Source organism: Polynucleobacter sp. MWH-Braz-FAM2G (assembly GCF_018687635.1).
Lineage (GTDB): Bacteria > Pseudomonadota > Gammaproteobacteria > Burkholderiales > Burkholderiaceae > Polynucleobacter.
In genome coordinates this window covers 1426722-1451755 of record NZ_CP061300.1, presented here as the reverse complement: position 1 = coordinate 1451755, position 25034 = coordinate 1426722, and the positions used below count along the sequence as shown (strand labels likewise).

At 44.6% G+C, this 25034-nt stretch carries 19 protein-coding genes and 1 tRNA gene; 15 read left to right on the top strand and 5 right to left on the bottom strand.

The window, feature by feature from the left end; translation table 11 throughout:
• The first annotated feature begins 60 nt into the window (after positions 1 to 60).
• The 12 genes from FD973_RS07360 (at position 61) to FD973_RS07305 (ending at position 13649) form a co-directional block, all read left to right on the top strand.
• Complete coding sequence (locus FD973_RS07360) at positions 61 to 2394, top strand: ABC transporter ATP-binding protein (RefSeq protein WP_215322704.1); 2334 nt, start codon at positions 61 to 63, stop codon at positions 2392 to 2394.
• A complete protein-coding gene (locus FD973_RS07355; RefSeq protein WP_215322703.1) occupies positions 2391 to 2858 on the top strand; it encodes a DUF1854 domain-containing protein in 468 nt (155 codons plus the stop codon). Before FD973_RS07360 ends, FD973_RS07355 begins: the two co-directional genes overlap by 4 nt.
• Positions 2859 to 2873: 15 nt before the next feature.
• Positions 2874 to 2949, top strand: a tRNA-Thr gene (locus FD973_RS07350).
• A gap of 113 nt (positions 2950 to 3062) precedes the next feature.
• Positions 3063 to 5159: an adenylate/guanylate cyclase domain-containing protein gene (locus tag FD973_RS07345; protein ID WP_215322702.1), complete on the top strand. Its 2097-nt coding sequence runs from the start codon at positions 3063 to 3065 to the stop codon at positions 5157 to 5159.
• A gap of 344 nt (positions 5160 to 5503) precedes the next feature.
• Positions 5504 to 6508, top strand: a complete 1005-nt coding sequence (locus tag FD973_RS07340) for a Bug family tripartite tricarboxylate transporter substrate binding protein (protein WP_371816857.1) — start codon at positions 5504 to 5506, stop codon at positions 6506 to 6508.
• Between the two features lie 81 nt (positions 6509 to 6589).
• Complete coding sequence (locus tag FD973_RS07335) at positions 6590 to 7117, top strand: tripartite tricarboxylate transporter TctB family protein (RefSeq protein WP_215322701.1); 528 nt, start codon at positions 6590 to 6592, stop codon at positions 7115 to 7117.
• Positions 7118 to 7157: 40 nt separating this feature from the next.
• A complete protein-coding gene (locus FD973_RS07330) occupies positions 7158 to 8654 on the top strand; it encodes a tripartite tricarboxylate transporter permease (protein WP_215322700.1) in 1497 nt (498 codons plus the stop codon).
• Positions 8655 to 8753: 99 nt separating this feature from the next.
• A complete protein-coding gene (locus FD973_RS07325) occupies positions 8754 to 9125 on the top strand; it encodes a DUF2946 domain-containing protein (RefSeq protein WP_215322699.1) in 372 nt (123 codons plus the stop codon).
• An 81-nt stretch (positions 9126 to 9206) separates the two neighbouring features.
• Positions 9207 to 11405: a TonB-dependent receptor gene (locus FD973_RS07320; protein ID WP_215322698.1), complete on the top strand. Its 2199-nt coding sequence runs from the start codon at positions 9207 to 9209 to the stop codon at positions 11403 to 11405.
• A gap of 2 nt (positions 11406 to 11407) precedes the next feature.
• Positions 11408 to 12667 (top strand): glycoside hydrolase, encoded by a 1260-nt coding sequence (locus tag FD973_RS07315; protein ID WP_215322697.1) that lies wholly within the window; start codon positions 11408 to 11410, stop codon positions 12665 to 12667.
• Positions 12664 to 13140, top strand: coding sequence for a thioredoxin-like domain-containing protein (locus FD973_RS07310; protein WP_215322696.1), 477 nt, complete (start codon positions 12664 to 12666; stop codon positions 13138 to 13140). The genes FD973_RS07315 and FD973_RS07310 overlap by 4 nt, the downstream gene beginning before the upstream one ends.
• A gap of 38 nt (positions 13141 to 13178) precedes the next feature.
• Positions 13179 to 13649, top strand: a complete 471-nt coding sequence (locus FD973_RS07305) for a copper chaperone PCu(A)C (RefSeq protein ID WP_215322695.1) — start codon at positions 13179 to 13181, stop codon at positions 13647 to 13649.
• 77 nt (positions 13650 to 13726) lie between these two features.
• Here FD973_RS07305 and ilvD read toward each other — a convergent pair whose 3' ends face one another.
• Positions 13727 to 15418: a dihydroxy-acid dehydratase gene (ilvD, locus tag FD973_RS07300; RefSeq protein WP_215322694.1), complete on the bottom strand. Its 1692-nt coding sequence runs from the start codon at positions 15416 to 15418 to the stop codon at positions 13727 to 13729.
• Positions 15419 to 15748: 330 nt separating this feature from the next.
• Here ilvD and FD973_RS07295 point away from each other — a divergent pair, with 330 nt between their 5' ends.
• Positions 15749 to 16780 (top strand): RodZ family helix-turn-helix domain-containing protein, encoded by a 1032-nt coding sequence (locus FD973_RS07295; protein ID WP_215322693.1) that lies wholly within the window; start codon positions 15749 to 15751, stop codon positions 16778 to 16780.
• A 24-nt stretch (positions 16781 to 16804) separates the two neighbouring features.
• On the opposite strand, the gene FD973_RS07290 is transcribed toward FD973_RS07295, so the two are convergent.
• The 3 genes from FD973_RS07290 to ppa all read right to left on the bottom strand — a co-directional run bounded on the left by FD973_RS07290 (position 16805) and on the right by ppa (position 19409).
• Positions 16805 to 17143, bottom strand: a complete 339-nt coding sequence (locus FD973_RS07290) for a P-II family nitrogen regulator (protein WP_215322692.1) — start codon at positions 17141 to 17143, stop codon at positions 16805 to 16807.
• Between the two features lie 70 nt (positions 17144 to 17213).
• Positions 17214 to 18833, bottom strand: coding sequence for an NAD+ synthase (locus FD973_RS07285; protein WP_215322691.1), 1620 nt, complete (start codon positions 18831 to 18833; stop codon positions 17214 to 17216).
• A 39-nt stretch (positions 18834 to 18872) separates the two neighbouring features.
• On the bottom strand, positions 18873 to 19409 hold the full coding sequence (ppa, locus tag FD973_RS07280) for an inorganic diphosphatase (RefSeq protein ID WP_215322690.1): 537 nt from the start codon (positions 19407 to 19409) through the stop codon (positions 18873 to 18875).
• Positions 19410 to 19581: 172 nt separating this feature from the next.
• Between ppa and FD973_RS07275 the strand changes: the two genes are divergently transcribed.
• Positions 19582 to 21642 carry a sodium-translocating pyrophosphatase gene (locus tag FD973_RS07275; RefSeq protein WP_215322689.1) on the top strand — a complete coding sequence of 687 codons (2061 nt, stop codon included), beginning with the start codon at positions 19582 to 19584 and terminating at the stop codon, positions 21640 to 21642.
• A 79-nt stretch (positions 21643 to 21721) separates the two neighbouring features.
• On the opposite strand, the gene trxB is transcribed toward FD973_RS07275, so the two are convergent.
• On the bottom strand, positions 21722 to 22678 hold the full coding sequence (trxB, locus tag FD973_RS07270) for a thioredoxin-disulfide reductase (protein ID WP_215322688.1): 957 nt from the start codon (positions 22676 to 22678) through the stop codon (positions 21722 to 21724).
• Between the two features lie 39 nt (positions 22679 to 22717).
• Here trxB and FD973_RS07265 point away from each other — a divergent pair, with 39 nt between their 5' ends.
• Positions 22718 to 25030: a DNA translocase FtsK gene (locus FD973_RS07265; protein WP_371816856.1), complete on the top strand. Its 2313-nt coding sequence runs from the start codon at positions 22718 to 22720 to the stop codon at positions 25028 to 25030.
• Positions 25031 to 25034 lie beyond the last annotated feature (4 nt).

The following is a 25034-nucleotide window of genomic DNA, read 5'->3' as shown; positions in this document are numbered from 1 at the left end:
TCTAAAGTTGACATAGGCAATAAATCTAAAAATTTTCACTCCACTATACTTTTAGTGTCAATGAAGCCACAAATCTTACCTTTTGCCCCTGTTCTGCCAAGTCATTGGCAAGTTGTTTTGGGGTCTGAGGCCTCCCCAGTAAAGGGGGTGGAGGCTGTTCTAGCATGGGTTGAGCTTGATCTGGACGCCAATCTGCGCTTTCAAAAAAGCCTTTTATTGCTGACCGAAGAAGGTTTATTTTGGACGGACGGCAAAGTATTTGAGTCATGGAATCTCGGTCTAGGCGCCCACCTGATCCATGGCGATCATGCAGGGGTAGGACATTTAAGGCTCGAAACTGTCGACTGTTTGTTGAGGGCCTGGAATTTCACTTTAGCCGTAAATCCGCAGGTACTGAGGCTGGAATCGAGTTTTAAGCAACTGACTCGGGGCGAACAAATTAGAGAAGGCGAGGTGAGTGAGTACGACAAGCAAGTTTGCCCGGTTTGCTTAAGTCCAAAACCCGCCAATTCGGATGTCTGCCCAACGTGTGATCCAGAGGATGATGTGCCTCCCTCAACCTGGACATTATTTAAGCTTTGGCGCTTTGCAAGACCTTACAAAAAACAATTACTGCTTGGTTTTGTATTAACTCTACTGTCAACAGGAGCTACATTAATACCGCCATATCTCACGATGCCATTGATGGATCATGTGTTGATCCCTTATGAGCGTGGCAATCCAATTGATTTCCATTTGGCTAGCATGTATCTGCTGGCTCTGTTTGGGGCTGCAATCGTTGCATGGGGGTTGGGTTGGTGGAAGACTTACCTACTAGCTTTGGTCAGCGAGCGTATTGGAGCGGATCTACGTAATACTACCTTCGAACATCTACTTAAGCTTTCCTTAGAATATTTTGGTGGTAAGAGAACTGGCGATTTGATTGCCCGCATTGGCGCAGAGACAGATCGAATCTGTGTTTTTCTATCTCTCTACGCGTTGGATTTTGCTACCGATGTATTGATGATCACCATGACCGCAGCGATCTTGGTTTCGATTGATCCTTTGCTGGCTTTGGTTACTTTAGCGCCCTTGCCATTTATTGTCTGGATGATTCATGTTGTTCGCGATAAGTTGCGTTTTGGTTTTGAAAAGATAGATCGAATCTGGTCTGAAGTGACCAATATTTTGGCAGACACCATTCCAGGTATTCGTGTAGTAAAAGCCTTTGCACAAGAGGATAGAGAGCTCAAACGTTTTATTGATTCCAATAAACACAACCTACAAATCAATGATCGCGTGAATCGCGTTTGGGGATTATTTTCTCCAACGGTAACTTTACTCACCGAGACTGGCCTATTAGTAGTGTGGGGTTTTGGAATTTGGCAAGTTGCGCACCAAAAAGTCACTGTCGGTGTTTTGATTGCTTTCTTGGCCTATATCGGACGTTTTTATATTCGCCTTGATTCAATGAGTCGAATTGTGTCGCACACCCAAAAGGCAGCCGCAGGCGCAAAACGTATTTTTGACATTTTGGATCATGTTTCTAGCGTCCCTGAGCCCATCAATCCGTCGCCATTGGGTGAAGTTAAAGGTCGCATCTCTTTGCGGGGCGTGGGTTTTCGTTATGGCAACCGGGCAGTTAGCAAAGGCATTGATTTAGATATTGCGCCTGGAGAGATGATTGGTCTTGTAGGGCATAGCGGTTCTGGTAAGAGCACCCTAGTGAACTTGATTTGCCGTTTCTATGATGTGAGTTCTGGATCGATTTCCTTAGACGGCCGCGACATCCGTAGTATTGGCATAGCGGATTATCGAAAACGGATTGGTTTGGTATTGCAAGAGCCATTTTTATTCTTTGGCACGATTGCGGAGAATATTGCCTATGGCAAACCAGATGCAAGTCGTGAAGAGATTATCGAAGCTGCACGTGCAGCGCATGCCCATGAATTTATCTTGCGCCTACCTCTTGGTTATGACTCTTTAGTTGGGGAGCGTGGTCAGTCATTGTCTGGTGGTGAGCGTCAGAGAATCTCGATCGCACGCGCCTTGCTGATTAATCCAAGTATTTTGATTTTGGATGAAGCTACATCCTCTGTTGACACCACAACTGAAAAAGAAATCCAGCGAGCCCTTGATAACTTGGTTAAGGGGCGCACTACGATTGCTATCGCACATCGTCTTTCTACCCTAAGAAAAGCAGATCGCTTGGTTGTCTTAGATAAAGGTGAGATTGTTGAGATTGGCTCTCACGATCAATTAATGGAGGCCCAAGGAGCTTACTTCACCCTGTATCAAGCGCAGTTGCGCCATGCTGCTGAGTTAGTTGAAGGTGGTGCCATTGGTGAGAGCTTAGAAGAGCAGCAAGAGGAATTGCTGGAAGAGGCTGCCAAGAAAATTGGGGGTGGGGTATGAATATGACTCATCATTTAGAACGTGATGCCTTAGGCCGTCTAGTTTTTATCGATAGCAAGGGTGAACGTCACGTTGGAGTCCATCCAGTGAGGGCTTTCCCAATAACTGCCCCTAGTGCTGGTATCGGCATCATGAATCAATCTGGTAAGGAGCTTTGCTGGTTTCCAAATGTTGCGGCGATTTCCGAAGCGGAGTTAGGTTTAATTGAGGAAGAATTGGCTGAGAGAGAGTTCATGCCAGTTATTGAAAAAATTACAAAGGTTTCCACATTTGCAACGCCAAGCATTTGGGATATCGAAACTGATCGAGGTCCCACGCGCATTCGACTCAAAGGCGAAGAAGATATTCGCAGGATTGCTGGGAACACATTGCTGATAGCTGATTCAAATGGTTTGCAGTTTTTGATTAAAGATTCAACCCAGTTGGATAAAGTCAGTAAAAAACTGCTAGATCGTTTCCGCTAGAATAAAACCGGATTTGCCGCTTTAGCTCAGTTGGTAGAGCAGTTCATTCGTAATGAAAAGGTCGCCAGTTCGATTCCGGCAAGCGGCACCAATTATTTCCCCCATTTTCTGGCAGTTATGGCAAGCTTTGCTTTGCGGCAAATAATGCGTGAAATTATTATTGGCTGAAATTTTAAATAGGGCTGTTTAAGGCGCCAAATTCTGATGAAAAAACATTTTTCGCTAAATCTCCATATTTCATCCTTATTTTTGTTGCTGATTTTTATTGTCGGCGGCACCATTAGTCTCATTTCTCACCTAGCCTTAGAAGAAATATTGCGCAAAGGCGCCCAAGAAAAATCCAATCGACTCGCCCAGCAGATGGTTTCTAATTTTCGTGGGCTTATAGACCCCTCGGAAGTGGGAGTCAGGCTGTTAGCAAACTCTTCAATTGCTGAAGCAAACACTCTTAGTGCCAGACTAAGTAGAGCTGGATTATTTAAAGAGATAATCACCAACTACAGTGCTGTAGCAGCTGTTTATGTTGGCTACACTAACGGGGATTTTTTCCTTCTTCGTCCCATACGCTCTGAGAACGACCGTAATAAATATAACGCTCCAGCAGAGACAACTTTCATGATCCAAAGCATCGAGCATGTAGGGGCAGCTCTCCAGGGAAGCTATATATTTTTGGATTCATCATTGCGAGAATTAAAAGTTGATCCTCAGGCAGAATATCCAAAAAAATATTTCCCGCGTCAGCGTCCTTGGTTTCAGGAGGCAGTTAAAACCTCCAATGTAATCACTACTCCACCATATTTATTTTTTGCCAATCGTCGGGCTGGTATAACCATTGCGAAGCAGGCTGTTAATCATCAAGCTGTTGTCGCAATAGATATTGAATTAGATGCGCTTGGCAAAAATCTTTCTGAACAGAAGCCAACTCCCAATGCAGAAATGGCAATTGTGGATGATCAGGGCTTTGTTATTGCTTCAAGTGGAACATTGTCTCTAGTGGATGAATCTGGATCTAGTGGAAGCCAAATTCAATTAAAGCGACTGAATCAATTTAATTCACCCATCTTTGATGCCCTATACCAAATCACTAGTAATAAAAGCGACCTACCCCAATTTATTAAATTAGGTGATGTTGGTGGCAATAGCTGGGATATTAATTTCTATCCATTTTCAGCGGGTGGCGATGGGCGTCTGATGTTCATTAGCGCAGTTCCTGAAAATGAATTGCTTGCTGATGCAATTGCCCTAAAGCATAGGCTCATACTGGTAGGGTTGGTTTTGTTATTGCTCGTGATCCCAATTAGTTTATTGCTCAGCCGTGCTATTTCACGTCCTATTCGGTTGTTGGCTAAAGAGGCTGACAACATTCGAGAATTTAGTCTGCATCAATTTAGACATGTGACTTCTCATATCAGAGAAATATCCACTCTAAATATTGCTTTAAGTCGTTTACAAAAGACGATTGCTGCTTTTACAGCTTATATACCAAGGGATTTGGTAAGTGATTTGCTGAAATCAGATACTGGCATTGAAATTAGCGGTGAAAGTAGATATCTAACCATTCTTTTTTCAGACCTGAAGGATTTTTCTTCTTTGTCTGAGGTGACACCTTCGCGTGAATTGCTCGCTCGCGTTTCTTCTTATCTCAAACTCATGACTTATGCCATTAAGGAAGAGGGTGGAACGGTAGATAAGTTTATTGGCGACTCAGTCATGGCGTTCTGGGGTGCGCCTGCCTTAAATCCCAATCATGCCTATCACTCTGCTGTTGCTGCCATCAAAACAAAGAGGCGAATGGTGAAATTAAACCAAGAGTTGGTTCAGGACGGTAAGCCACCATTGGTTGTTCGAATCGGCATTAATACAGATGCCGTACTGGTCGGAAACATTGGCTCTGAAGAGCGTTTGAGTTATACCGTGATGGGTGATGGCGTCAATATTGCATCTCGTTTAGAGGGTATCAATAAAGAATTTGGCACTGACATTGCTATTAGTCATTCTGTGTTTATGGATGCAGGGGAGCGACTGTGGGTTCGCCCAATAGATTTAATTACCGTTAAGGGCAGGGCCGGTGAAATATTGATTTATGAGCTGCTCGGTATTCGGGATGGTGATGCGGAAACTGCAGCTACACCTGCTGAAATGGAATTATGTGTACTCACAACTGAAGCCTTTAAGTTCTTTTCAGTCGGAGATTTTGAGCGGGCTCAATCTATCTACGAGGAAATGGTTGCCAAGTTCAATGATGAGCTTTCAAAAGAAATGGTCAAGAGATGCCAAAAAAAGATAGAAACAAAAGTTTGATTTTGAGTGGCATTTTCTAATTCTTTTCAAAAATGCGACTTCAGTTAGCACCCCTTTATCTAGTTAAGATAAGTAAAAACCCTGATATGCATATATCAAATAGATTATTTTAAAAATATGCATTTTTTGTGCAATAAATGCTGTTTTTGCATTGGGATATAAGTACACTATCAACGGTCTTTGGCTTGATTTATAAGGGTTTCTACTAGATTTTAGAGGCCTATGTGGATCGTTTTTGAAATTATTGATGGCAGTCAAGTTCTGCTTGCTCATCTTGTTTAAAAATCACACTCACATTAGATAAGCCAAATTTAAATTGGTAAACCATTTTGGAGACATTCTTTATGAAGATGAAGTTAAAAGGGGCCTTGATTTCTACCGCCTTAGCCCTCGGCGTAGTTGGTGCTTCCCCTGCATTTGCTGCGTGGGAGCCAAACAAGCCAGTTGAATTCATTATTCCTGCTGGACCGGGCGGTGGCGCAGACCAAATGGCACGCATGATTCAAGGAATCATCACCAAAAATAATTTGATGAAGCAAGCAATTATCCCTGTGAACAAAGGTGCGGGTGCTGGCGCTGAAGGTTTCTTGGCGATGAAAGAAGCAAAAGGCGATCCAAATAAGATCGTCATTACTCTTTCAAATTTATTTACTACTCCATTAGCAACTGGTGTGCCATTTAATTGGCAAGACATCACTCCAGTTGCAATGTTGGCGCTTGATCAATTCGTTTTGTGGGATAACGCTGAAAAGCCATATAAGACTGCCAAAGAATATATCGATGCAGCCAAGGCGGCTGGTCCAGGTAAATTCAAAATGGGTGGCACAGGGTCTAAGTCTGAAGATCAAATTATTACTGTAGCAATTGAAAAAGCTACTGGCGCTAAGTTCACATACATTCCATTTAAGGGGGGTGGTGATGTTGCTGTCCAGCTGGTTGGCAATCACGTTGATTCTTCGGTGAACAATCCTATTGAAGCAGTTGCTCAATGGCGTGCTGGTAAGTTGCGTGCGCTCTGTGTATTTGATGACACACGCATGCCATACAAGGAGAAGGTTACCGATACTCAGTCATGGTATGACATCCCTACCTGTAAAGAGGCTGGCGTAACAACTGACTACACCATGTTGCGAGGCATCTTTATGGCTCCAGGTGTTACTCAAGAGCAGGTTGATTTCTATGTGGACTTGTTCAAGAAAGTTCGTGCTACACCTGAGTGGAAAAAATTCATGGTTGATGGTGCGTTCAATCAAACATTTATGACTGGCAAAGAATTTAGAAATTGGCTTACATTGAATGAAGCCTTGCATAAGCAGCTCATGTCTGAAGCTGGCTTCTTGGCAAAGTAATTTGAAAAAAAATAAATGGGGCCTCCTATTGGGGGTCCTATTTTTTAAGTAAGTGTATTAATAACTTTATTAAAATAAAAAATGTCTGAACACACAAATAACTCAAATCAAGACTCAGTAATTAGTACTAGAGCAATGGATATCATCACTGCGATCGTATTTCTTGCGATTGGTCTGACAGTGATGGTAGGTAGCCTTAAATTGGGCGCTAGCTGGGGTAGTGATGGTCCTGAGGCTGGTTATTTTCCTTTCTATGTAAGCTTGATCATGATGCTTTCGAGCACCGTAACCCTTTATCAGGCGGTGATCGTTGATAAGAAAAAGAAATCCGAATCTTTTGTTGAGAGAGAACCTTTTAAGCAGGTGATGGCCGTTTTATTGCCTGCGATTGTGTTTGTCCTAGGCGTACAGCTCATTGGCATTTATGTTTCTTCAGTCTTTTACATCGCTATCTTCATGGTGTGGTTGGGCAAGTATCCTCTATGGAAAGCCATTGCTGTTTCGATTGGGGTGAGTGCCGCCTTGTACCTTATGTTCGAGTTCTGGTTTCAAGTTCCATTGCCTCATGGTTCATGGATCAACCCCCTCGAATTCTTGGGTGTGCAATAAAAAGAATAATTATTAAAAAAGATTAAATAAGGAGTTCAAGTTGGAAGAAATTAGCGCTCTATTCAACGGCTTTGCCGTTGCGATGACACCCTTTAACTTATTGCTGATGTTGGTTGGTGTAACCCTCGGTGTGATCATCGGCGTGTTGCCTGGTCTTGGCGGTGCAAATGGTATTGCTATCCTGTTGCCGTTGACATTCACAATGCCACCAACTTCCGCAATCATCATGCTGTCTTGTATTTACTGGGGCGCATTGTTTGGTGGAGCAATCACATCTGTTCTATTTAATATCCCTGGCGAACCCTGGTCGGTAGCGACAACCTTTGATGGTTATCCTATGGCTCGTAATGGTAAAGCCGGTGAAGCATTGACAGCTGCATTTACATCTTCATTTGTTGGCGCTTTCTTTGCGATTGTGATGATCACCTTCTTGGCGCCATTGGTGGCGAAGTTTGCATTACAGTTTGGCCCTCCAGAGTTCTTCTCTGTATATCTCCTTACTTTCTGTAGCTTCGTTGGTATGAATAAGGGTTCTCCTTTCAAAACAATTTCTGCGATGATGCTTGGCTTTGCCTTGGCAACTGTTGGTATGGATACTGTTACAGGTCAATTGCGTTTGACATTCGGTCATCCTGAGTTGATGCGTGGCTTTGACTTCCTGATTGCTGTTATTGGCTTATTTGGTATTGGAGAGATTCTGCTTTCCATGGAAGAGGGTTTGGCCTTCCAAGGTGCTGCGGCGAAGATTCGTGGCAAAGTTGTTTTGGAGACATGGAAAGAGTTGCCTAAGTACTGGGCCACTTCATTGCGTAGTTGCTTGATTGGTTGCTGGATGGGTATTACACCAGGCGGCGCCACTCCTGCGTCCTTTATGGCTTACGGTGTAGCTAAGCGTGTATCGAAAGAGGGCGACAAGTTTGGTTCCGGAAAGATGGAAGGAATCGTTGCACCAGAAACAGCTGCTCATGCGGCTGGTACATCAGCCCTTCTCCCAATGTTGTCTTTGGGTATTCCTGGTTCACCAACTGCAGCGGTATTGCTGGGTGGTTTATTGATTTGGGGTTTGCAACCAGGTCCCTTGCTCTTCGTTGAGAAGCCAGACTTTGTTTGGGGATTAATCGCTAGTATGTACTTGGGTAACTTGGCTGGTTTGTTTGTTGTTTTAACTTGCGTGCCACTGTTTGCCTCCATCTTAAGAATTCCATTCTCAATCATCGCTCCAGTGATTATTGTGATTTGTGCGGTAGGTGCCTATACCGTTCACAATGCCACGTTTGACGTTTGGTTGATGTTGGGCTTTGGTGTGCTTGGGTACGTCTTCAAGAAGCTTGATTACCCGATGGCGCCGATGGTCTTGGCTCTGGTATTGGGTGACCGTGCAGAGGATTCTTTCCGTCAGTCAATGCTGATCTCACAAGGTAGTTTGGATGTATTCTTCTCCAACTACTTGGTGGCTGGCATTACTTCTATCGCTTTATTGCTCCTCTTCTGGCCACTTATTGGCAAGTTAATTGGTAAGAAAAAAGCTGCTGCATAAGATCTAACCCAATCAAAATCTGGGTTTGCGAGTGAAAAGGGGGTGAAAACCTCCTTTTTGCATTTGTGACCAATAAAAATCCGATAAAATCGGTTCACCATGAACTTCTTCAAAAACCGCCTCATTCATTGGATTGCCATCTTAGCGATTGCAATGAGTGCGCTTGCGCCCGCTGTTTCTCAAGCAGTTTCGCTTGCTAAGCATGGTCAAGGTTTTGCAATGGAGATTTGTTCGGTTGATGGCAGCAAGATGCAAATCGATGTTCAGACAGATGATCAAGAAGTTGCAGATCAAATGCAGCCTTGTCCCTATTGCGTAGCTCAAAATAGCATCACCCCAGCATTTAATACAAGCCTCACATTTAAGGCGCCGCAGACTTTAGCTTTGCTGCCACAGCTTTTCTACCAATCACCCAAACCACTTGCCGTTTGGGTAACCCCACCTTCAGCAGCTCCACCAGTACAAGCCTAATCAAATTAGGGCATAGCGCCTAGCTATGTAGTTGGCAACGAATCAAACAATACGTTGTCGTAATTAATTGTGGAGCAGTAAATGTTGTTTAAGCAAAAGAAAATTAGTGCATGCGTTGGCATGCTATTTGGATCGGTTTTAATAAATGCACACGCCCAAATTGCGCCACCGCCTGACTACAATCAAAAGCTAGGTGATGTGGTGGTGAGTGCTACTCGTTCAGGAACACCATTGGATGAGATTCCTCTTAACACCACAGTTCTATCTAAAGAGGTTCTAGAAATTGCACCAGATCAAACTATTGATCAAATATTAAAAAATGTGCCTGGCGTAATTTTGAATGACACGCCTTACTACCAAAAGGATCCAACCAGTCAAAGTATTAACGTCCGCGGCCTTGGTAATGCTAGAACTTTGGTGTTGATTGATGGGGTTCCAGCAAATGATGCTTTTTATGGAACGGTGCAGTGGAATTTGGTTCCAATGTCCTCTATTGATTCGGTGGAATTTATTCGTGGTGGTGTCTCTAGTTTGTGGGGTAACTACGGCATGGGCGGTGTAATCAATATTAAGACGAAAACCCCAGTCAATAGCCAGCAAGAAGTATCTGCTAGCTATGGCGCATTTGGAACCGGCAATGTGGCCGCCTCAAAGGATCTTATCGCCTCTGAAAATCTTCAATTGAGATTCTCGGCTGATTACTTTAATACCGATGGCTATCAAAATATTGCGACGATCTCACCAGCTTCTCCGACTAGCATCAAGAATGGACAGGGTGATGCCGCCTCGCATAACTCCAATGTTCGATTGCAGGGTTACTTTAAAGCCACCCAAGATACAAATGGATTTTTTCGTGTGGGTTACCACACCATGTCCGATCTTTCCTCAGGCTATGCCTTTGCAACCAATATCATGCAAGAGACCGATGTGGCTGGGGGCACAACAACCCGTTTGGACGATAAGTCAAAGGTAGATGTAAATTTCTTCTACGAGAATACGGGCTTTAATAAGCAGAATGGTTCCACTACATCCACCTTAGGGACTAAAGGTGCTACTGCTCCATATAACTACCCCTACATCAATGCAAACTATAAAGACCCCTATAGTACGGTTGGCGCCTCTGCTCAATATACCCAAGAAGTAACAGGAATTATTGATCAATATGTAGTGGGCGTAGATGCTCGAAATATTGCTGGATCAAACCAAACAAATAACTTGAACACCAATGGCACATCAGCCGCTGTGAACTATGCTCAAGGCCAGCAAACTTTCTATGGCTTAATGGGGCAATTGAAATCCAAGGCAGATTCCTTCCCTTTAGAGACAACCTTGGCAGCGCGAATAGATCAATGGAATAGTCAGACACCCACGAATTACAATGCCGGCCCTAATGGCATAAATCCTGCCTTTCAAAATGTCCCTAACCAAAGCAAGACCCAATTTAGTCCTACATTAGGCCTCTTGTATAAGTTAAGTAAAGACTGGGATTTACGTTCGGCGGCTTACCAGGCCTTCCATGCTCCCGGCATGAATAACACCTTACGCTCTTATGGTTCCTCTACGGGCTATAGCTTCGCCAACCCCAATCTGATTCCAGAAACAATGACGGGTTATGAGATTGGTACAGACTATCGCTGGAAAGGAGGCTTTGCACAGTTAACCGCATTTAACAACTACATTCAAAATGCAGTAGCCACATACAGCCTTTCATCAAAAAGCGCTACGGACATTGCCTTAGCAAAAAGCTTATGCGGTGCAACTGGCAATCCCTTGGCGGGCACTGGTAATGTTGGGATTTGTAATTCTACTAATATTAGTTATTACACCAATAACCAAAATCTCTTGAGCCAAGGTATTGAGTTCCAGTTTCATCATGACATCAACTCACAGTGGGCAACTGATGCAAACTACGCCTTCACCAGTACTAAGTTAACCATGAGCGCTACGAGCGATCCTATTAACAAGCAGGTAGGGGGTGTGCCGCAAAATATTTTGGGGGGTGGCATCACTTACTATCCAGCGCCTAACGCTAGTTTGACGGCAACCATTCGTTATGTGGGTAGTTCATGGTTGGATACAAAAAATTTGTATGGAGTGCCCGCCTATGCGGTTGTGGGTTTACGTGCAAACTATGAGGTGACAAAAAATGCAACTATTTATGCTTCAGCCGTGAACTTGTTTAATCGTCAATACATTACTTTTGGCACTGGATCTAGTAATACCCAGTATGTATTGGGTATGCCACAAGCAATTTCTGTTGGTGCACGTATCATCTTCTGATAATGACCAAATATTTCCATTTCCGTAAGACACCATTGTTATTCAGCGCACTTCTATTGAGTGTGCTGATTGGCGCTGGGGGCGTGCAAGCGCAGATGGATCATTCCTCTCATATAGTTGGTAGTTCTTCAGCTAAGGTGGGCGGCACTTGTCAGAGCGTAGGGTTAGAGTGTGCAAATGCAGCTACCCCAGTTTTCACTCTGGATGGTAAGTTGCTTTTAGCGTGGACGGCTAATGGGGTGGTTTCTGTAGCCCAGTCTAGCGACTTGGGAAAAACATTCTCACCAGCAGTAAAAATTGCTGAACATGGCAAATCATTAGATACAGGTTCTGATGCACGTTCACAAATCGTTGTTGATAAGCAGGGTGGAATATTTTTAGCCTATGCATTTTTTAAGGACTCCAACTGGAATGCGCAAATTAATACATCCCGATCTTCTGATGGGGGTAATACCTTTTCTGCGCCAACAACCCTAGTTCAGGATGGCTCAAGTCAACGCTTTCCATCGGTCTTGATAATGCCTGATGACAAGATTTTTATCTCCTGGATTGATAAGCGACTAGTTGCTGCAGCAAAACAGGGGGGTGAGAAGCGTCTGGGAGGATCTATAGCCTATAGCTTTTCTCAAGATGGTGGCAAATCTTTTCAGGCTGAGCGTATCGCCAATGAAAGTAGTTGTGAATGCTGTCGCATCGGTAGTAGTCTTGATCCCCAAGGCAATCCTGTAGTGGCATACAGAGCAATATTTCCTGGTGGGATTCGGGATCAGGCGAGTCAAGTCATATCAATCGCAGGTAGTGGTCCAATACGCAAGGTAGCCGATGATGATTGGAAGACGGATGCATGTCCGCATCATGGCCCATCGATAGCAGTATCTGGCAGTGGAAAATTTCATGTTGCTTGGTATACCCAAGGCAGTAAACGTTCTGGCGTGTTTTATGCCAATTCCACCAACCAAGGTATTGCATACTCAAAACCCATGCGAGTTGGCGCAGAAGGGGCTAATGTATCTAGGCCATACCTCATGTCATTGGGACGGCAGGTGTGGTTAGTATGGAAAGAATTTGATGGCAAAAAGTCATCGGTGTATATGAAAGAGTCTTCTAATGATGGCGATACTTGGACGACCCCTAAAATATTGTCGAGTACAACAGGGTATAGCGATCATCCGCTTCTCATGCCAAAAGGTAGTGAAGTATTTTTATCCTGGTTAACGCGTGATGATGGTTATCAATTAATCAATATTGGAAGTAAGCAATGAAAAGATATTGGCTGGCTTTTATCCTTACCCTATCGATTTGTGGATCTGCCTTAGCAGATACCACCCCTCTGAAGTCTTATCAAGCTGGGGATTGGAAAGTTATTATCAAGAGCGCAAATAGTGCGCCAATGGCTATTCACTTTTGGGGTGTCACTTGTCCAGCTTGCGTAAAGGAAATGCCGCAGTGGGGTCAGTTTGTAAAAAATAATCCAAACGCGAAAATCGTTTTTATTCAGGTTGATGATGTTTCAATGGACTCCATCAAGAAAATGTTGAGTAAGGCAGGGCTGGATAAGGCAAATAATTACTATATAGCTGCTCCATTTGATGAGCGCCTGAGATATGAGATTGATCCGCAGTGGCATGGGGAAACGCCAACTACTATTGTGATTGATAAAAGTGGCAAAGCCATCCGTAAAACAGGATTGGTGGATTTTCAGAAATTGCAAAGTGCTTTGATTGTTAAATCTTAGTCATTGAAGAATTAAATACTTACTTGGAGAATATAAGCATGAAAACAAACTTATTAAAAATCATTTTTGCATTTGCAGGGCTGACATTATTTGGCGTGGCTTATGCACAGGGTGTCACTAAAACAGTTACAACTAATGCAATCAAAATTGAAAATGCCTATACCCGTGCTACCGCTCCGGGCCAACAAGTAGCAGGAGGGTTTATGAAAATTGAGAATCCAGGTGCTGCCGATCAATTGATCTCTGCTAGCTCGCCTGTTGCTGGTGAAGTTCAATTGCATGAGATGGCAATGGAAGGCAATGTCATGAAAATGCGTCAGTTGAAAGATATTCCTGTGCCAGCAGGTGGCTCTGTTGAATTAAAGCCAGGTGGCTTGCATTTAATGTTTATGAATATCAAAGCTCCATTTGCTGCTGGTGAAACTGTGCCAGTAAAGCTGAAGTTTGCAAAAGCTGGTGAGGTTGAAGTTAAGATGCCAGTGAATGCGATGGGTGCAATGAAGCACTAAGCATCAAATGATTTAATGCAGAAATAAAAAAGCCCCTAAGTAAAACTAGGGGCTTTTTATAAAAGACATCAACTCAATTAGATTTTTAAATCCAAATCTGTTACCGCACCTTTGCTGGCACTACTTGCAAGGCTTGCATACTTAGCTAGCAGTCCGCGGGTGTAACGTGGCTTAGGCTGTTTCCAAGCTGCGCGACGCTTAGCAATTTCTGCCTCATCAACATTGAGTTGTATAAGTAACTTGTGGGCGTCGATCGTGACTGAGTCGCCTTCATTAATGAGGGCTATAGTCCCACCCACATAGGCTTCGGGGGCGACGTGACCTACGACCATGCCCCATGTGCCACCAGAGAAGCGACCATCCGTAATGAGGCCTACAGTCTCGCCCAAGCCTTGACCAACTAAAGCTGAGGTTGGGGCGAGCATTTCACGCATACCAGGACCACCTTTAGGGCCTTCATAGCGAATAATTACGACATCTCCATCTTTAATCTTTTGCGCCATGATGGCTGCCATCGCGTCATCTTCAGAATCAAATACGCGGGCTGGACCAGTAATCGATGGATTTTTAAGGCCAGTGATTTTAGCAACACAACCCTCGGGAGAAATGTTGCCTTTTAGGATCGCTAAGTGGCCTTGTTTGTATAAAGGATTATCTAAAGTACGAATCACTTTTTGATCTGCTCGTGGTACTGAAGGAACATCCTTCAATACTTCAGCAATCGTTTTGCCGGTAATTGTCATGCAATCGCCATGAAGTAATCCACCGTCGAGCAAAATTTTCATGACTTGGGGAATGCCACCGGCTTGATGTAAATCTGTAGCTAAATATGTGCCCGATGGTTTCATATCCACAATCACGGGAACGCGTTTACGAATGCGTTCAAAGTCATCGATAGTCCAATCGATTTCGGCTGCACTGGTAATCGCCAAGAAATGTAGAACAGCATTTGTAGATCCGCCGACTGCCATGATCACGCTTACTGCGTTCTCAATGGATTTTTTTGTAATGATGTCGCGTGGACGTAAATTATTTTTGATTGCCTCAACCAATACAACAGCTGAATCGTGTGCGCTAGCCACCTTCTCAGCATCTTCATTAGCCATCGTTGAGGAGTATGGCAGGCTCATACCGAGTGCTTCAAATGCAGAGCTCATTGTGTTGGCGGTATACATGCCGCCGCATGAACCGCTACCAGGGCAGGCGTGCTGTTCAACACCTTTTAAATCTTCTTCACTCATTCTGCCGGATGTGAATTCGCCAACAGCCTCAAATGCAGAAACAATATTAAGATCTTTGCCTTTGTAATGACCTGGCTTGATAGTGCCACCATACACATAGATACCGGGTACATTGGTACGCGCTAACGCCATCATGCCACCAGGCATGTTTTTATCGCAGCCACCAATAACGACAACCCCGTCTTGCCATAAACCGTTTACACATGTCTCGATACTATCGGCAATCACTTCACGTGATACGAGAGAGTACTTCATACCTTCAGTGCCCATACCGATACCATCAGACACTGTTGGCGTGCCAAACATTTGCGCCTTAGCGCCTGCGCCTTCAAGTGCACTTACTGCAGCGTCTGCTAATTTTTGCAAACCACTATTACACGGAGTAATTGTGGAATGACCATTGGCAACGCCGACCATTGGCTTGGAGAAATCATTCTCTTCATAGCCCATTGCGTAGTACATCGAACGATTAGGTGCGCGAGCAACCCCTTCAGTTACCATGCGCGAGCGTTCATTTAGGCGTTTCATGCTTATTACTCCAATTAAGGTTTGTTTCGAAAGGCTCTATTGTGCCGTGAGATCAGATTTTTAGATGACCTTCTTTGAGTGGCGTATGACAGAAGTATATTTGCTGCAATGCAATATTAAATTGATCATGAATAAGAGGTCTAGAAAGAGTTAAAAGCGATAACTGACCAATAGGTTGTATTGCTTGATGTATTTAAAAATCCCAAATGTTTGATCTTGGAAATTACTTTTTGTTTAAATTAATATTTCTAGTAGATTGCTCCTACACGTTGATGGTATTTTGGTATTAATATCACGGGTATTGATTCAATATAAGAAAGAAAGTCCTTAGTGAATAAGCCCGTCAAGCTCCCAGAGATTCGTAAAGAGGCATTTACAAAAGCTAGGGAAAGTCTCGGTTTGAGCACGAAAGATTTATCTGGCAAAGCCTGTCTTTCTGTGCGACAAATAGAGCAAATCGAAAATGGTGAAAGTAGTAGTTTTTATGGAGCACAGGTTAAAGTAACGGCGGCCAAGAAAGTGGCTGGCCTACTAAAGCTCAGCGAAGAAGAGGCATTTGATTTTAGCCATGCTGAATCATTCACAAAAGAAGCAGCGTCTCAAGAGAAATTGCAAGAAGTTGCAAAGTCTCCAGAGAAAGGAAAAAAATTTCATACCGACAATGTAGCTGTTGAAAAAGTTGCCCCCAAAACTGCAATTGAAGATGCAAGAGTTTCAGAAAATACTGTACTAAGCGCTGCTAATGGTGGTGGTCAGCGTGGCAATAAAGAGCAGCCAGCAAATAATTCTCAGAAAAAAATATTTTTTCTATTGGCAATTGGCGCGGCAGTCATTTTTTCGCTAGTCAATTTACGCCCATTATTTTTCCCGGAGCCTGTTAAACAGGAAGTCGTCATTATTCAAGAGCCACCTCCAGAGCCGGTTCCAGCCAATACTCCAGCAGAGCCAGTTGTAGAGACTAAAGCGGCTGTTGCGCCAGTGGCGGTGATTGAGTCAGCTCAGGCAGCAATTTCTACTGAGTGTCCTACGGCAGATGCATCTCCCATAAATTACAAACCTGAAGCGCCTAAAAAGGCGGGTGATATGGTTTACTTGCAAGCAAAGACTGCGCAAACGATCTGTGTTGTGGATGGCGCTGGAAAAACTCAAAGCAAGACACTTGAACCAGGTGTTGGTGTAAGCGTATTTGGAAAGCCACCATTAAAAGTATTAACTGGTGGATTAAATCAGGTGGATATGTATTATCAAGGCGCTAAAGTCCGTCTTGGCAATACAACTAATAAGACGGTGATATTAGAACAGGCTGAAATTATTCAGCCTGTTGTCGCTCCTTTAACTTCGGCAGACTCTCAGGCGCGTTAATGCCTTAATGATTCGCTGGAATAATTAAACTGCTGCGTTATCTGTTTCGCCGGTACGAATACGAATTACTTGTTCAACAGCGGTAACGAAAATCTTACCGTCACCAATTTTTCCTGTACGTGCAGCCTTGGTAATGGCTTCAATTGCAGTTTCAACGCGGTCATCAGAAACTACAGCTTCTACTTTTACTTTTGGTAAAAAGTCAACAACGTACTCAGCGCCTCGGTAGAGTTCCGTGTGACCTTTTTGACGTCCAAAGCCTTTTACTTCAGTTACGGTAAGGCCGGTAACGCCAACTTCGGCCAATGACTCACGAACTTCATCAAGTTTGAACGGTTTAATAATAGATGTGATTAATTTCATTTATTCCCCCTAATGGTGTAATCATACCTAGAAGTTAATTGACCTGCCTAAAATCTGGCGTTCAATAGTGCTAGGCCCTAAATTGTGAAGTGATTGGATAACGCCAGTCGCGGCCAAAGGCGCGGGTAGTGACGCGAACCCCAGGAGGCGCTTGGCGGCGTTTATATTCGTTTAGCTTAATAAGGCGTGTAACTTTTTCTACGCTCTCTGCATCAAAACCAGCGGCAATGATTTGGGCAATAGATTGGTTTTGCTCCATATACCTCTCAACGATGCCATCTAAAACTTCATATGAGGGCAGGCTATCTTGATCTTTCTGGTCTGGTCGTAATTCTGCCGAAGGTGCGCGAGTCAAAATCCGCTCGGGAATAATAGGCGCAAGACTATTGCGATATGCGCATAAACGATAAACCAAGGTTTTGGCAATATCTTTAATTACTGCAAAACCACCGGCCATATCACCATAGAGAGTGCAATAACCTACTGCCATTTCACTCTTGTTACCGGTTGTTAACACCAATCGTCCTGTCTTGTTGGATAGAGCCATCAGCAGGGTGCCACGAACACGCGCTTGAATATTTTCCTCAGTAGCGTCCACCTTTAAGCCTTTAAATTGTTCTGCCAATGATTGCTCTAACGCATCAACGGGACCACTGATTGGAATTTCGTCATATTGAACGCCTAAATTCTGCGCCATTTCACGCGCATCAATCCAAGAGATATCTGCTGTGTAACGCGAAGGCATCATGACTGCACGTACTTTATCCGCTCCTAAGGCATCGACAGCGATTGCCAAGACTAGAGCAGAGTCTACGCCGCCAGATAGACCAATAATGACCCCAGGAAAACGATTTTTAGTGACATAGTCACGCACACCTAGCACTAAAGCTTGGTAAGCCTGGGCTTCTACAGATTGAGAGGCAGAAACTATCCCTTTTTCTAGTTCTCCTGAACTAGAAACATCTACCATGCCTAAGCCGGTTTCAAATTGGGGCATCGCCATCACAACTTGCCCATGACTATCGAGCGCAAAAGAGCCGCCATCAAAAACCAATTCATCTTGACCGCCAACGGCGTTCACATAGACCAAGGGCATATTGGTTTGGGCAATGTGGCTACGCAATACCTCTATGCGCAAAGTTTCTTTTTTGAGGTGATATGGTGAGGCATTTGGAACTAGTAGTATTTGAGCACCAGCATCATGCGATTGTCTGGCCGGTCCTGCATGCCAAGCATCCTCACACAATATCAAGCCGTATCGGATGCCACCGCATTCAAAAACGCAAGCTTGATTGCCAGGCACAAAGTAGCGTACTTCATCAAATACTTCGTGGTTAGGTAATTCTTGTTTTGCGTAGCCTGCAATCACTACGCCGTTTCGCAATACAGACGCATAGTTTTGCAAACCAACTGGTGTCTTTTTGGGATGACCTATGATGACCGTGAGGTCTGAATACTGAGCTAATTGGGTTGTTAAGAGATCTAGTTGCTTTTGAACGGCTTCGATAAAAGCGGGGCGAAGTAACAAATCTTCTGGTGGGTAGCCAGTAAGCGAAAGCTCAGGGGTTATTACGAGTTTGGCGCCTTGATTAAAAGCATCTTGAGCGGCTTTGTGAATCAGCTGCGCATTGCCTGCCAGATCACCCAGTAAAGGGTTGATTTGTGCAAGGGCAATTTTCTGTGCGCTCACTCCGAATCACAAAGCCTATGGGATTAAATGAATTCTAAATTAAGGGTGCTCTTTGTTGTAGCGCTCGATACCCTCAAGGATTTCTTTATGGGCATCTGCAACGCCACCCCAGCCCTTCACTTTTACCCACTTACCTTTTTCGAGATCTTTGTAGTGCTCAAAGAAGTGCTGGATTTGATTTAAACGCAATGGGTTTATATCTTCTGGTTTTTGCCAGTGTGTATATATTGGCAAAATTTTGTCTTCTGGAACGGCTAATAATTTGGCATCTTCTCCGCCTTCATCTTCCATTTGAAGAACGCCGATAGCGCGGCAGCTTACCACTACACCTGGAATCAAAGGAAAGGGTGTGATCACGAGCACATCAACAGGATCTCCATCGCCGGCGATGGTTTTATTAATGTAGCCATAGTTACATGGATAGTGCATTGCAGTACCCATAAAGCGGTCAACGAAAATAGCGCCAGACTCTTTATCCACTTCGTACTTCACTGGATCAGCGTTCATTGGGATTTCAATAATGACGTTGAAGCTTTCAGGGATCTTTTTGCCTGGCTTGACTTTGTCGAGACTCATAAATACTCCAAATAATGATTAGTAAATACCCTGATCCAATTAGAGGGGCAGAGCGGTGTTTCTGTTACATACTGATACAGCTTAAAGACCATAGTTTAAAGCTTTCGAGAACCTGGTCTACCTAAGTGCAAGTTATACAAAACAATAAAGATTAACTTTAGGGAGTTCAAGCATGAGTAATATCACTTTAGGCTTGTATTTTGCCTTAGCATGCGGTGTCCTAGCCGTAGTTTACGGTTTTGTGATGCGCGGCTGGATCTTGAGACAAAGTACGGGTAATGCCAAGATGCAAGAAATTGCAGAGGCTATCCAGCAGGGTGCGGCAGCCTATTTGTCGCGCCAATACAAAACGATTGCCGTGGTGGGGGTGGTTTTGACCATTCTGATGGCTCTCTTTTTGGATTTTGCTACTGCAATTGGCTTTGTCATTGGTGCGGTTCTCTCGGGCGCTTGTGGTTTTATTGGTATGAATGTTTCTGTACGCGCCAACGTGAGAACAGCGGAGGCAGCTACCAAAGGGATGAATGAAGCTCTTAATGTTGCATTTAAAGGTGGCGCAATTACCGGCATGTTGGTAGTTGGACTTGGACTTCTGGGTGTTGGCTTGTTCTTCATGTTCTTGGTATCGATTGGCGCAGGGCAAGATCTATCATCAGTTTTACATCCGCTAATTGGTTTGGCATTTGGATCTTCTTTAATTTCTATCTTTGCTCGTTTGGGTGGCGGAATCTTTACCAAGGGCGCCGACGTTGGTGCTGACTTAGTAGGTAAGGTTGAGGCTGGCATTCCAGAGGATGACCCTCGCAATCCTGCGGTAATTGCCGATAACGTTGGCGACAACGTAGGTGACTGTGCGGGTATGGCTGCCGATTTGTTTGAAACCTACGCTGTTACTTTGATTGCCACCATGGTGTTGGGATCACTCATGGTCACTGGCGCGCCTGTGGCTGCGATTATTTATCCACTTGTACTTGGTGGCGTATCTATCATTGCCTCTATTGTGGGTTGTTCATTTGTCAAAGCCACTCCTGGCATGAAAAATGTGATGCCTGCACTCTATAAAGGCTTGATCATTGCTGGCGTGTTATCACTCATAGCATTCTATTTTGTGACCAACTTGATCATGCCAGATGATGCTTTGGGCATACCAGGAAGTCAGTGGCGTTTATTTGCTTCAACTATCGTGGGTTTATTGCTAACTGCTGGCTTGGTGTGGATCACCGAGTTCTATACAGGCACTCAATTTAAACCTGTGCAACATATCGCTGAAGCTTCAACTAAAGGTCATGGTACTAACATCATTGCCGGTCTTGGCATCTCCATGAAGTCCACTGCTTATCCAGTACTTTTTGTTTGTGCCGCCATTTATGCGGCCTATTGGTTGGCTGGTTTGTATGGTATTGCTATTGCGGCAACAGCCATGTTGTCGATGGCGGGTATCGTGGTTGCTCTTGATGCTTATGGTCCAATTACTGATAACGCAGGTGGTATTGCGGAGATGGCTGGTTTACCTCAAGCTGTTCGTGACATCACCGACCCATTGGATGCGGTTGGCAATACTACAAAAGCTGTTACTAAAGGTTATGCCATTGGTTCTGCTGGTTTGGCATCACTCGTTCTCTTCGCCGACTACACCCATGCATTAGAGAGTATTGGTCAGCAAGTTTCTTTTGACCTATCTAACCACATGGTGATCATTGGCCTCTTTATTGGTGGCATGATTCCTTACTTGTTTGGTGCGATGGCAATGGAAGCGGTAGGTCGTTGTGCTGGCGCAGTGGTCGAAGAGGTGCGTCGTCAGTTCCGCGATATTCCAGGAATTATGGAAGGCACATCTAAGCCAGAGTACGGTAAAGCTGTAGACATGCTTACTTCAGCTGCCATTAAAGAAATGATTGTTCCATCTCTCTTGCCGGTAGTGGCGCCAATCGTAGTTGGACTCTTGTTAGGTCCTGCTGCTTTGGGTGGCTTGCTCATGGGTACGATTGTGACGGGCTTATTTGTGGCAATCTCGATGTGTACTGGCGGTGGCGCTTGGGATAATGCCAAGAAATACATTGAGGAAGGTAACTTCGGTGGCAAAGGTTCGGAAGCGCATAAGGCTGCGGTAACCGGTGACACTGTAGGTGACCCGTATAAAGATACTGCAGGTCCTGCTGTTAATCCACTCATCAAGATCATCAACATCGTGGCGCTACTCATCGTGCCATTGTTACCAATCATCACACGTTAATACGTATGCATTAGAAGTACACTGCAGTAAACAAAAACGCCTAGCATTGCTAGGCGTTTTTATTATCAAAAGGTAAAACTTAATCCAGCGTTTCTAAATAACGCTGTGCATCTAATGCAGCCATGCAGCCTGTGCCTGCGCTGGTAATGGCTTGACGGTAGATGTGATCCTGTACATCGCCAGCAGCAAAGACACCAGCAATATTGGTGGCAGTAGCATTGCCTTCAAGTCCGGAGTGGGTTTTGATGTAACCATTGTTCATGTCGAGCTGTCCAACAAAGAGCTCAGTGTTGGGTTTGTGACCAATTGCGATAAAGGCGCCAGTTACTGCGATCTCTTCTGTGCTGCCATCTTGTTTCTTAATACGTACACCAGTTACACCTTTTTCATCGCCAAGAACCTCATCAAGAGTCGAGTTCAACTTCAGCTCCACCTTGCCCTCGGCAACTTTTGCCATGAGACGATCATTCAAGATTGGTTCAGCACGGAATTTATCGCGACGATGGATAACGGTTACTTTTTTAGCAATGCCAGTAAGGTAGAGCGCTTCCTCAACAGCGGTATTGCCACCGCCTACTACACACACATCTTGATTGCGATAGAAGAACCCATCGCATGTTGCGCAACCAGAAACACCGCGACCCATAAATGCCTCTTCACTGGGCAAGCCAATGTATTGAGCCGAAGCGCCAGTGCAAATAATCAAGGCATCGCAGGTGTAGGTACCAGAATCTCCAACCAAGCGAATTGGTTTCTCTTGAAGGGCTGCTGTATGAATATGATCAAAAATAATTTCAGTATTAAAGCGCTCAGCATGCTTCAAAAAGCGATCCATGAGCTCAGGCCCTTGAACGCCATCAGCGTCAGCTGGCCAGTTTTCAACGTCAGTGGTGGTCATTAATTGACCGCCTTGAGCTAAGCCGGTGATCAGAGTAGGCTTTAAATTGGCTCGTGCAGCATAAACAGCCGCTGTATAGCCAGCAGGGCCTGATCCGAGGATAAGAACTTTGGAGTGTTTTGGGGTATTTGTAGTCATATCCAAATTATAGATTTGCTTGTTTACAATCGGTAGAACATGGCAAGAACCGCATATCCTAAGTCCAAGGCTCCCTTGACCCCCCAGCCTCCTGAAAATGGCGGGCAGGGCCGTATGCCCCGTCTTTTAATGGAGGCTCGCTGGTTCATTTCCCTGGGTCTTTGCCTGGGTTTATTTGCTATTTTGCTCAGTTACTCTAAGGCTGATCCAGCCTGGTCCCATGCCAGTTTTGAGGCTCCTAGGAACTTAGGGGGTCGTTTTGGGGCCTATTTAGCTGATTTAATGCTGTATATCTTTGGGGTTTCTGCCTTTTGGTGGGTAGCGCTGTTTGGGCGCCGTGTCCTGCAGGGTTGGCGTGAGCTTTGGAGTATCCCCTTGCCTGTTGACCCAGAGGCTAAACCAGACTCGCTATTAGTACGTTGGCTCGGTTTTGGACTCACTTTAATTTGCAGCATGGGTCTTGAGTCTATCCGCATGCATTCTTTGACCTGGGAGCTTCCTAGGCCTCCCGGAGGTATTTTAGGAGAGCTCATCGGCGATCCATTGCAAATGTCCCTTGGGTTTACGGGTTCCACCTTGGTTTTGCTTTTTGGTCTTTGCGCGGGACTATCTCTATTTCTCCATTTTTCCTGGTTGGATGTTGCAGAAAAAGTAGGGCGCTTTTTGGAGGTTACTTATCACCGATTACGTGAGCGTCGCGATAGCGAAGAAGATCGTAAATTGGGTGAAGTTGCCGCTGAAGAGCGTGAAGAGTTTGTCGAGGAGTTCCGTGGTCGAGTTGATGTCGCTGCTCCAGTACAAATTGTGCGCGCTCCTGTGGAGATTCCAAAGAGTGCGAGGGTTGAGCGAGAGAAACAACAACCTTTGTTTGTGGATATTCCTGATTCAGAATTGCCTCCACTCGCATTACTTGATCCAGTTCCAGAGGCAAAAGAAACGATCTCAGCAGAAGTGCTGGAATTTACTTCTCGTTTGATTGAGCGCAAGCTAGCCGAATTTAATGTTCAAGTAACCGTTATTGCCGCGTACCCTGGTCCGGTAGTTACTCGCTACGAAATTGATCCTGCAGTTGGCGTAAAGGGCAGTCAAATTGTCAATCTCTCACGAGATTTGGCACGCTCACTTGGTGTAGTCAGTATGCGTGTAGTGGAAACAATTCCTGGTAAGACCTGCATGGCTCTGGAGTTACCAAACCCAACGCGTCAATCGGTTTACTTGTCTGAGATTCTGACTTCGCAGGTATACAACGATAACCATTCATTGCTTACTCTGGCATTAGGTAAAGACATTTCAGGTAGCCCAATGGTTGCTGACCTAGCAAAGATGCCGCACTGCTTGGTTGCTGGTACGACTGGTGCTGGTAAGTCGGTGGGTATCAATGCCATGATTCTCTCGCTCCTCTTTAAGGCGAAGCCTGACGAAGTGCGTTTGATCATGATTGATCCGAAGATGTTAGAGATGGCAATCTACGACAAGATTCCTCATTTGCTTTGCCCAGTGGTTACCGATATGAAGCAAGCGTACAACGCGCTAAATTGGGCTGTAAATGAGATGGAGCGCCGATACAAACTCATGAGTAAGTTTGGCGTGCGTAATCTTGCTGGCTTTAATAAGAAAATTCTGGAAGCTGAAGAAAAGGGTGAGAAGCTTACCAATCCATTTAGCCTAACTCCAGATGATCCAGAGCCAATCTATAAAGCGCCAGTGATTGTGATCGTGATAGACGAGTTGGCCGACTTAATGATGGTCTCTGGCAAGAAGATTGAAGAGTTGATCGCTCGTATTGCACAAAAGGCTCGCGCAGCAGGTATCCATTTAGTATTAGCAACACAACGTCCAAGCGTAGATGTCATCACTGGCTTGATTAAAGCAAACGTACCAACCCGTATTTCATTTCAGGTTAGCAGCAAGATAGATAGCCGTACGATTTTGGATCAGCAGGGCGCCGAGACTTTGTTGGGAATGGGGGATATGTTGTACATGGCTCCAGGCACTGGTTTACCGGTCAGGGTTCACGGCGCATTTGTATCGGATGATGAAGTGCATCGTGTTGTTGAGTGGCTCAAAGAGAAGGGCGAGGCCAACTATATAGATGGTGTACTGGAAGGCGCCGATGAATCCAATGTAGATGCACTTACAGGTGAGACTGGTGGCGAAGCCGACCCACTTTACGATCAAGCTGTTGCCATTGTTCTCGAAAACAAACGTCCATCCATTTCATTGGTACAGCGTCATTTGCGTATTGGCTATAACCGTGCTGCTCGTTTATTAGAGGATATGGAAAAAGCTGGTCTCGTTTCTAAAATGGGTAATGGCGGCAATCGTGAGATTTTGCATCGCCCATCTGAGTAAGGTT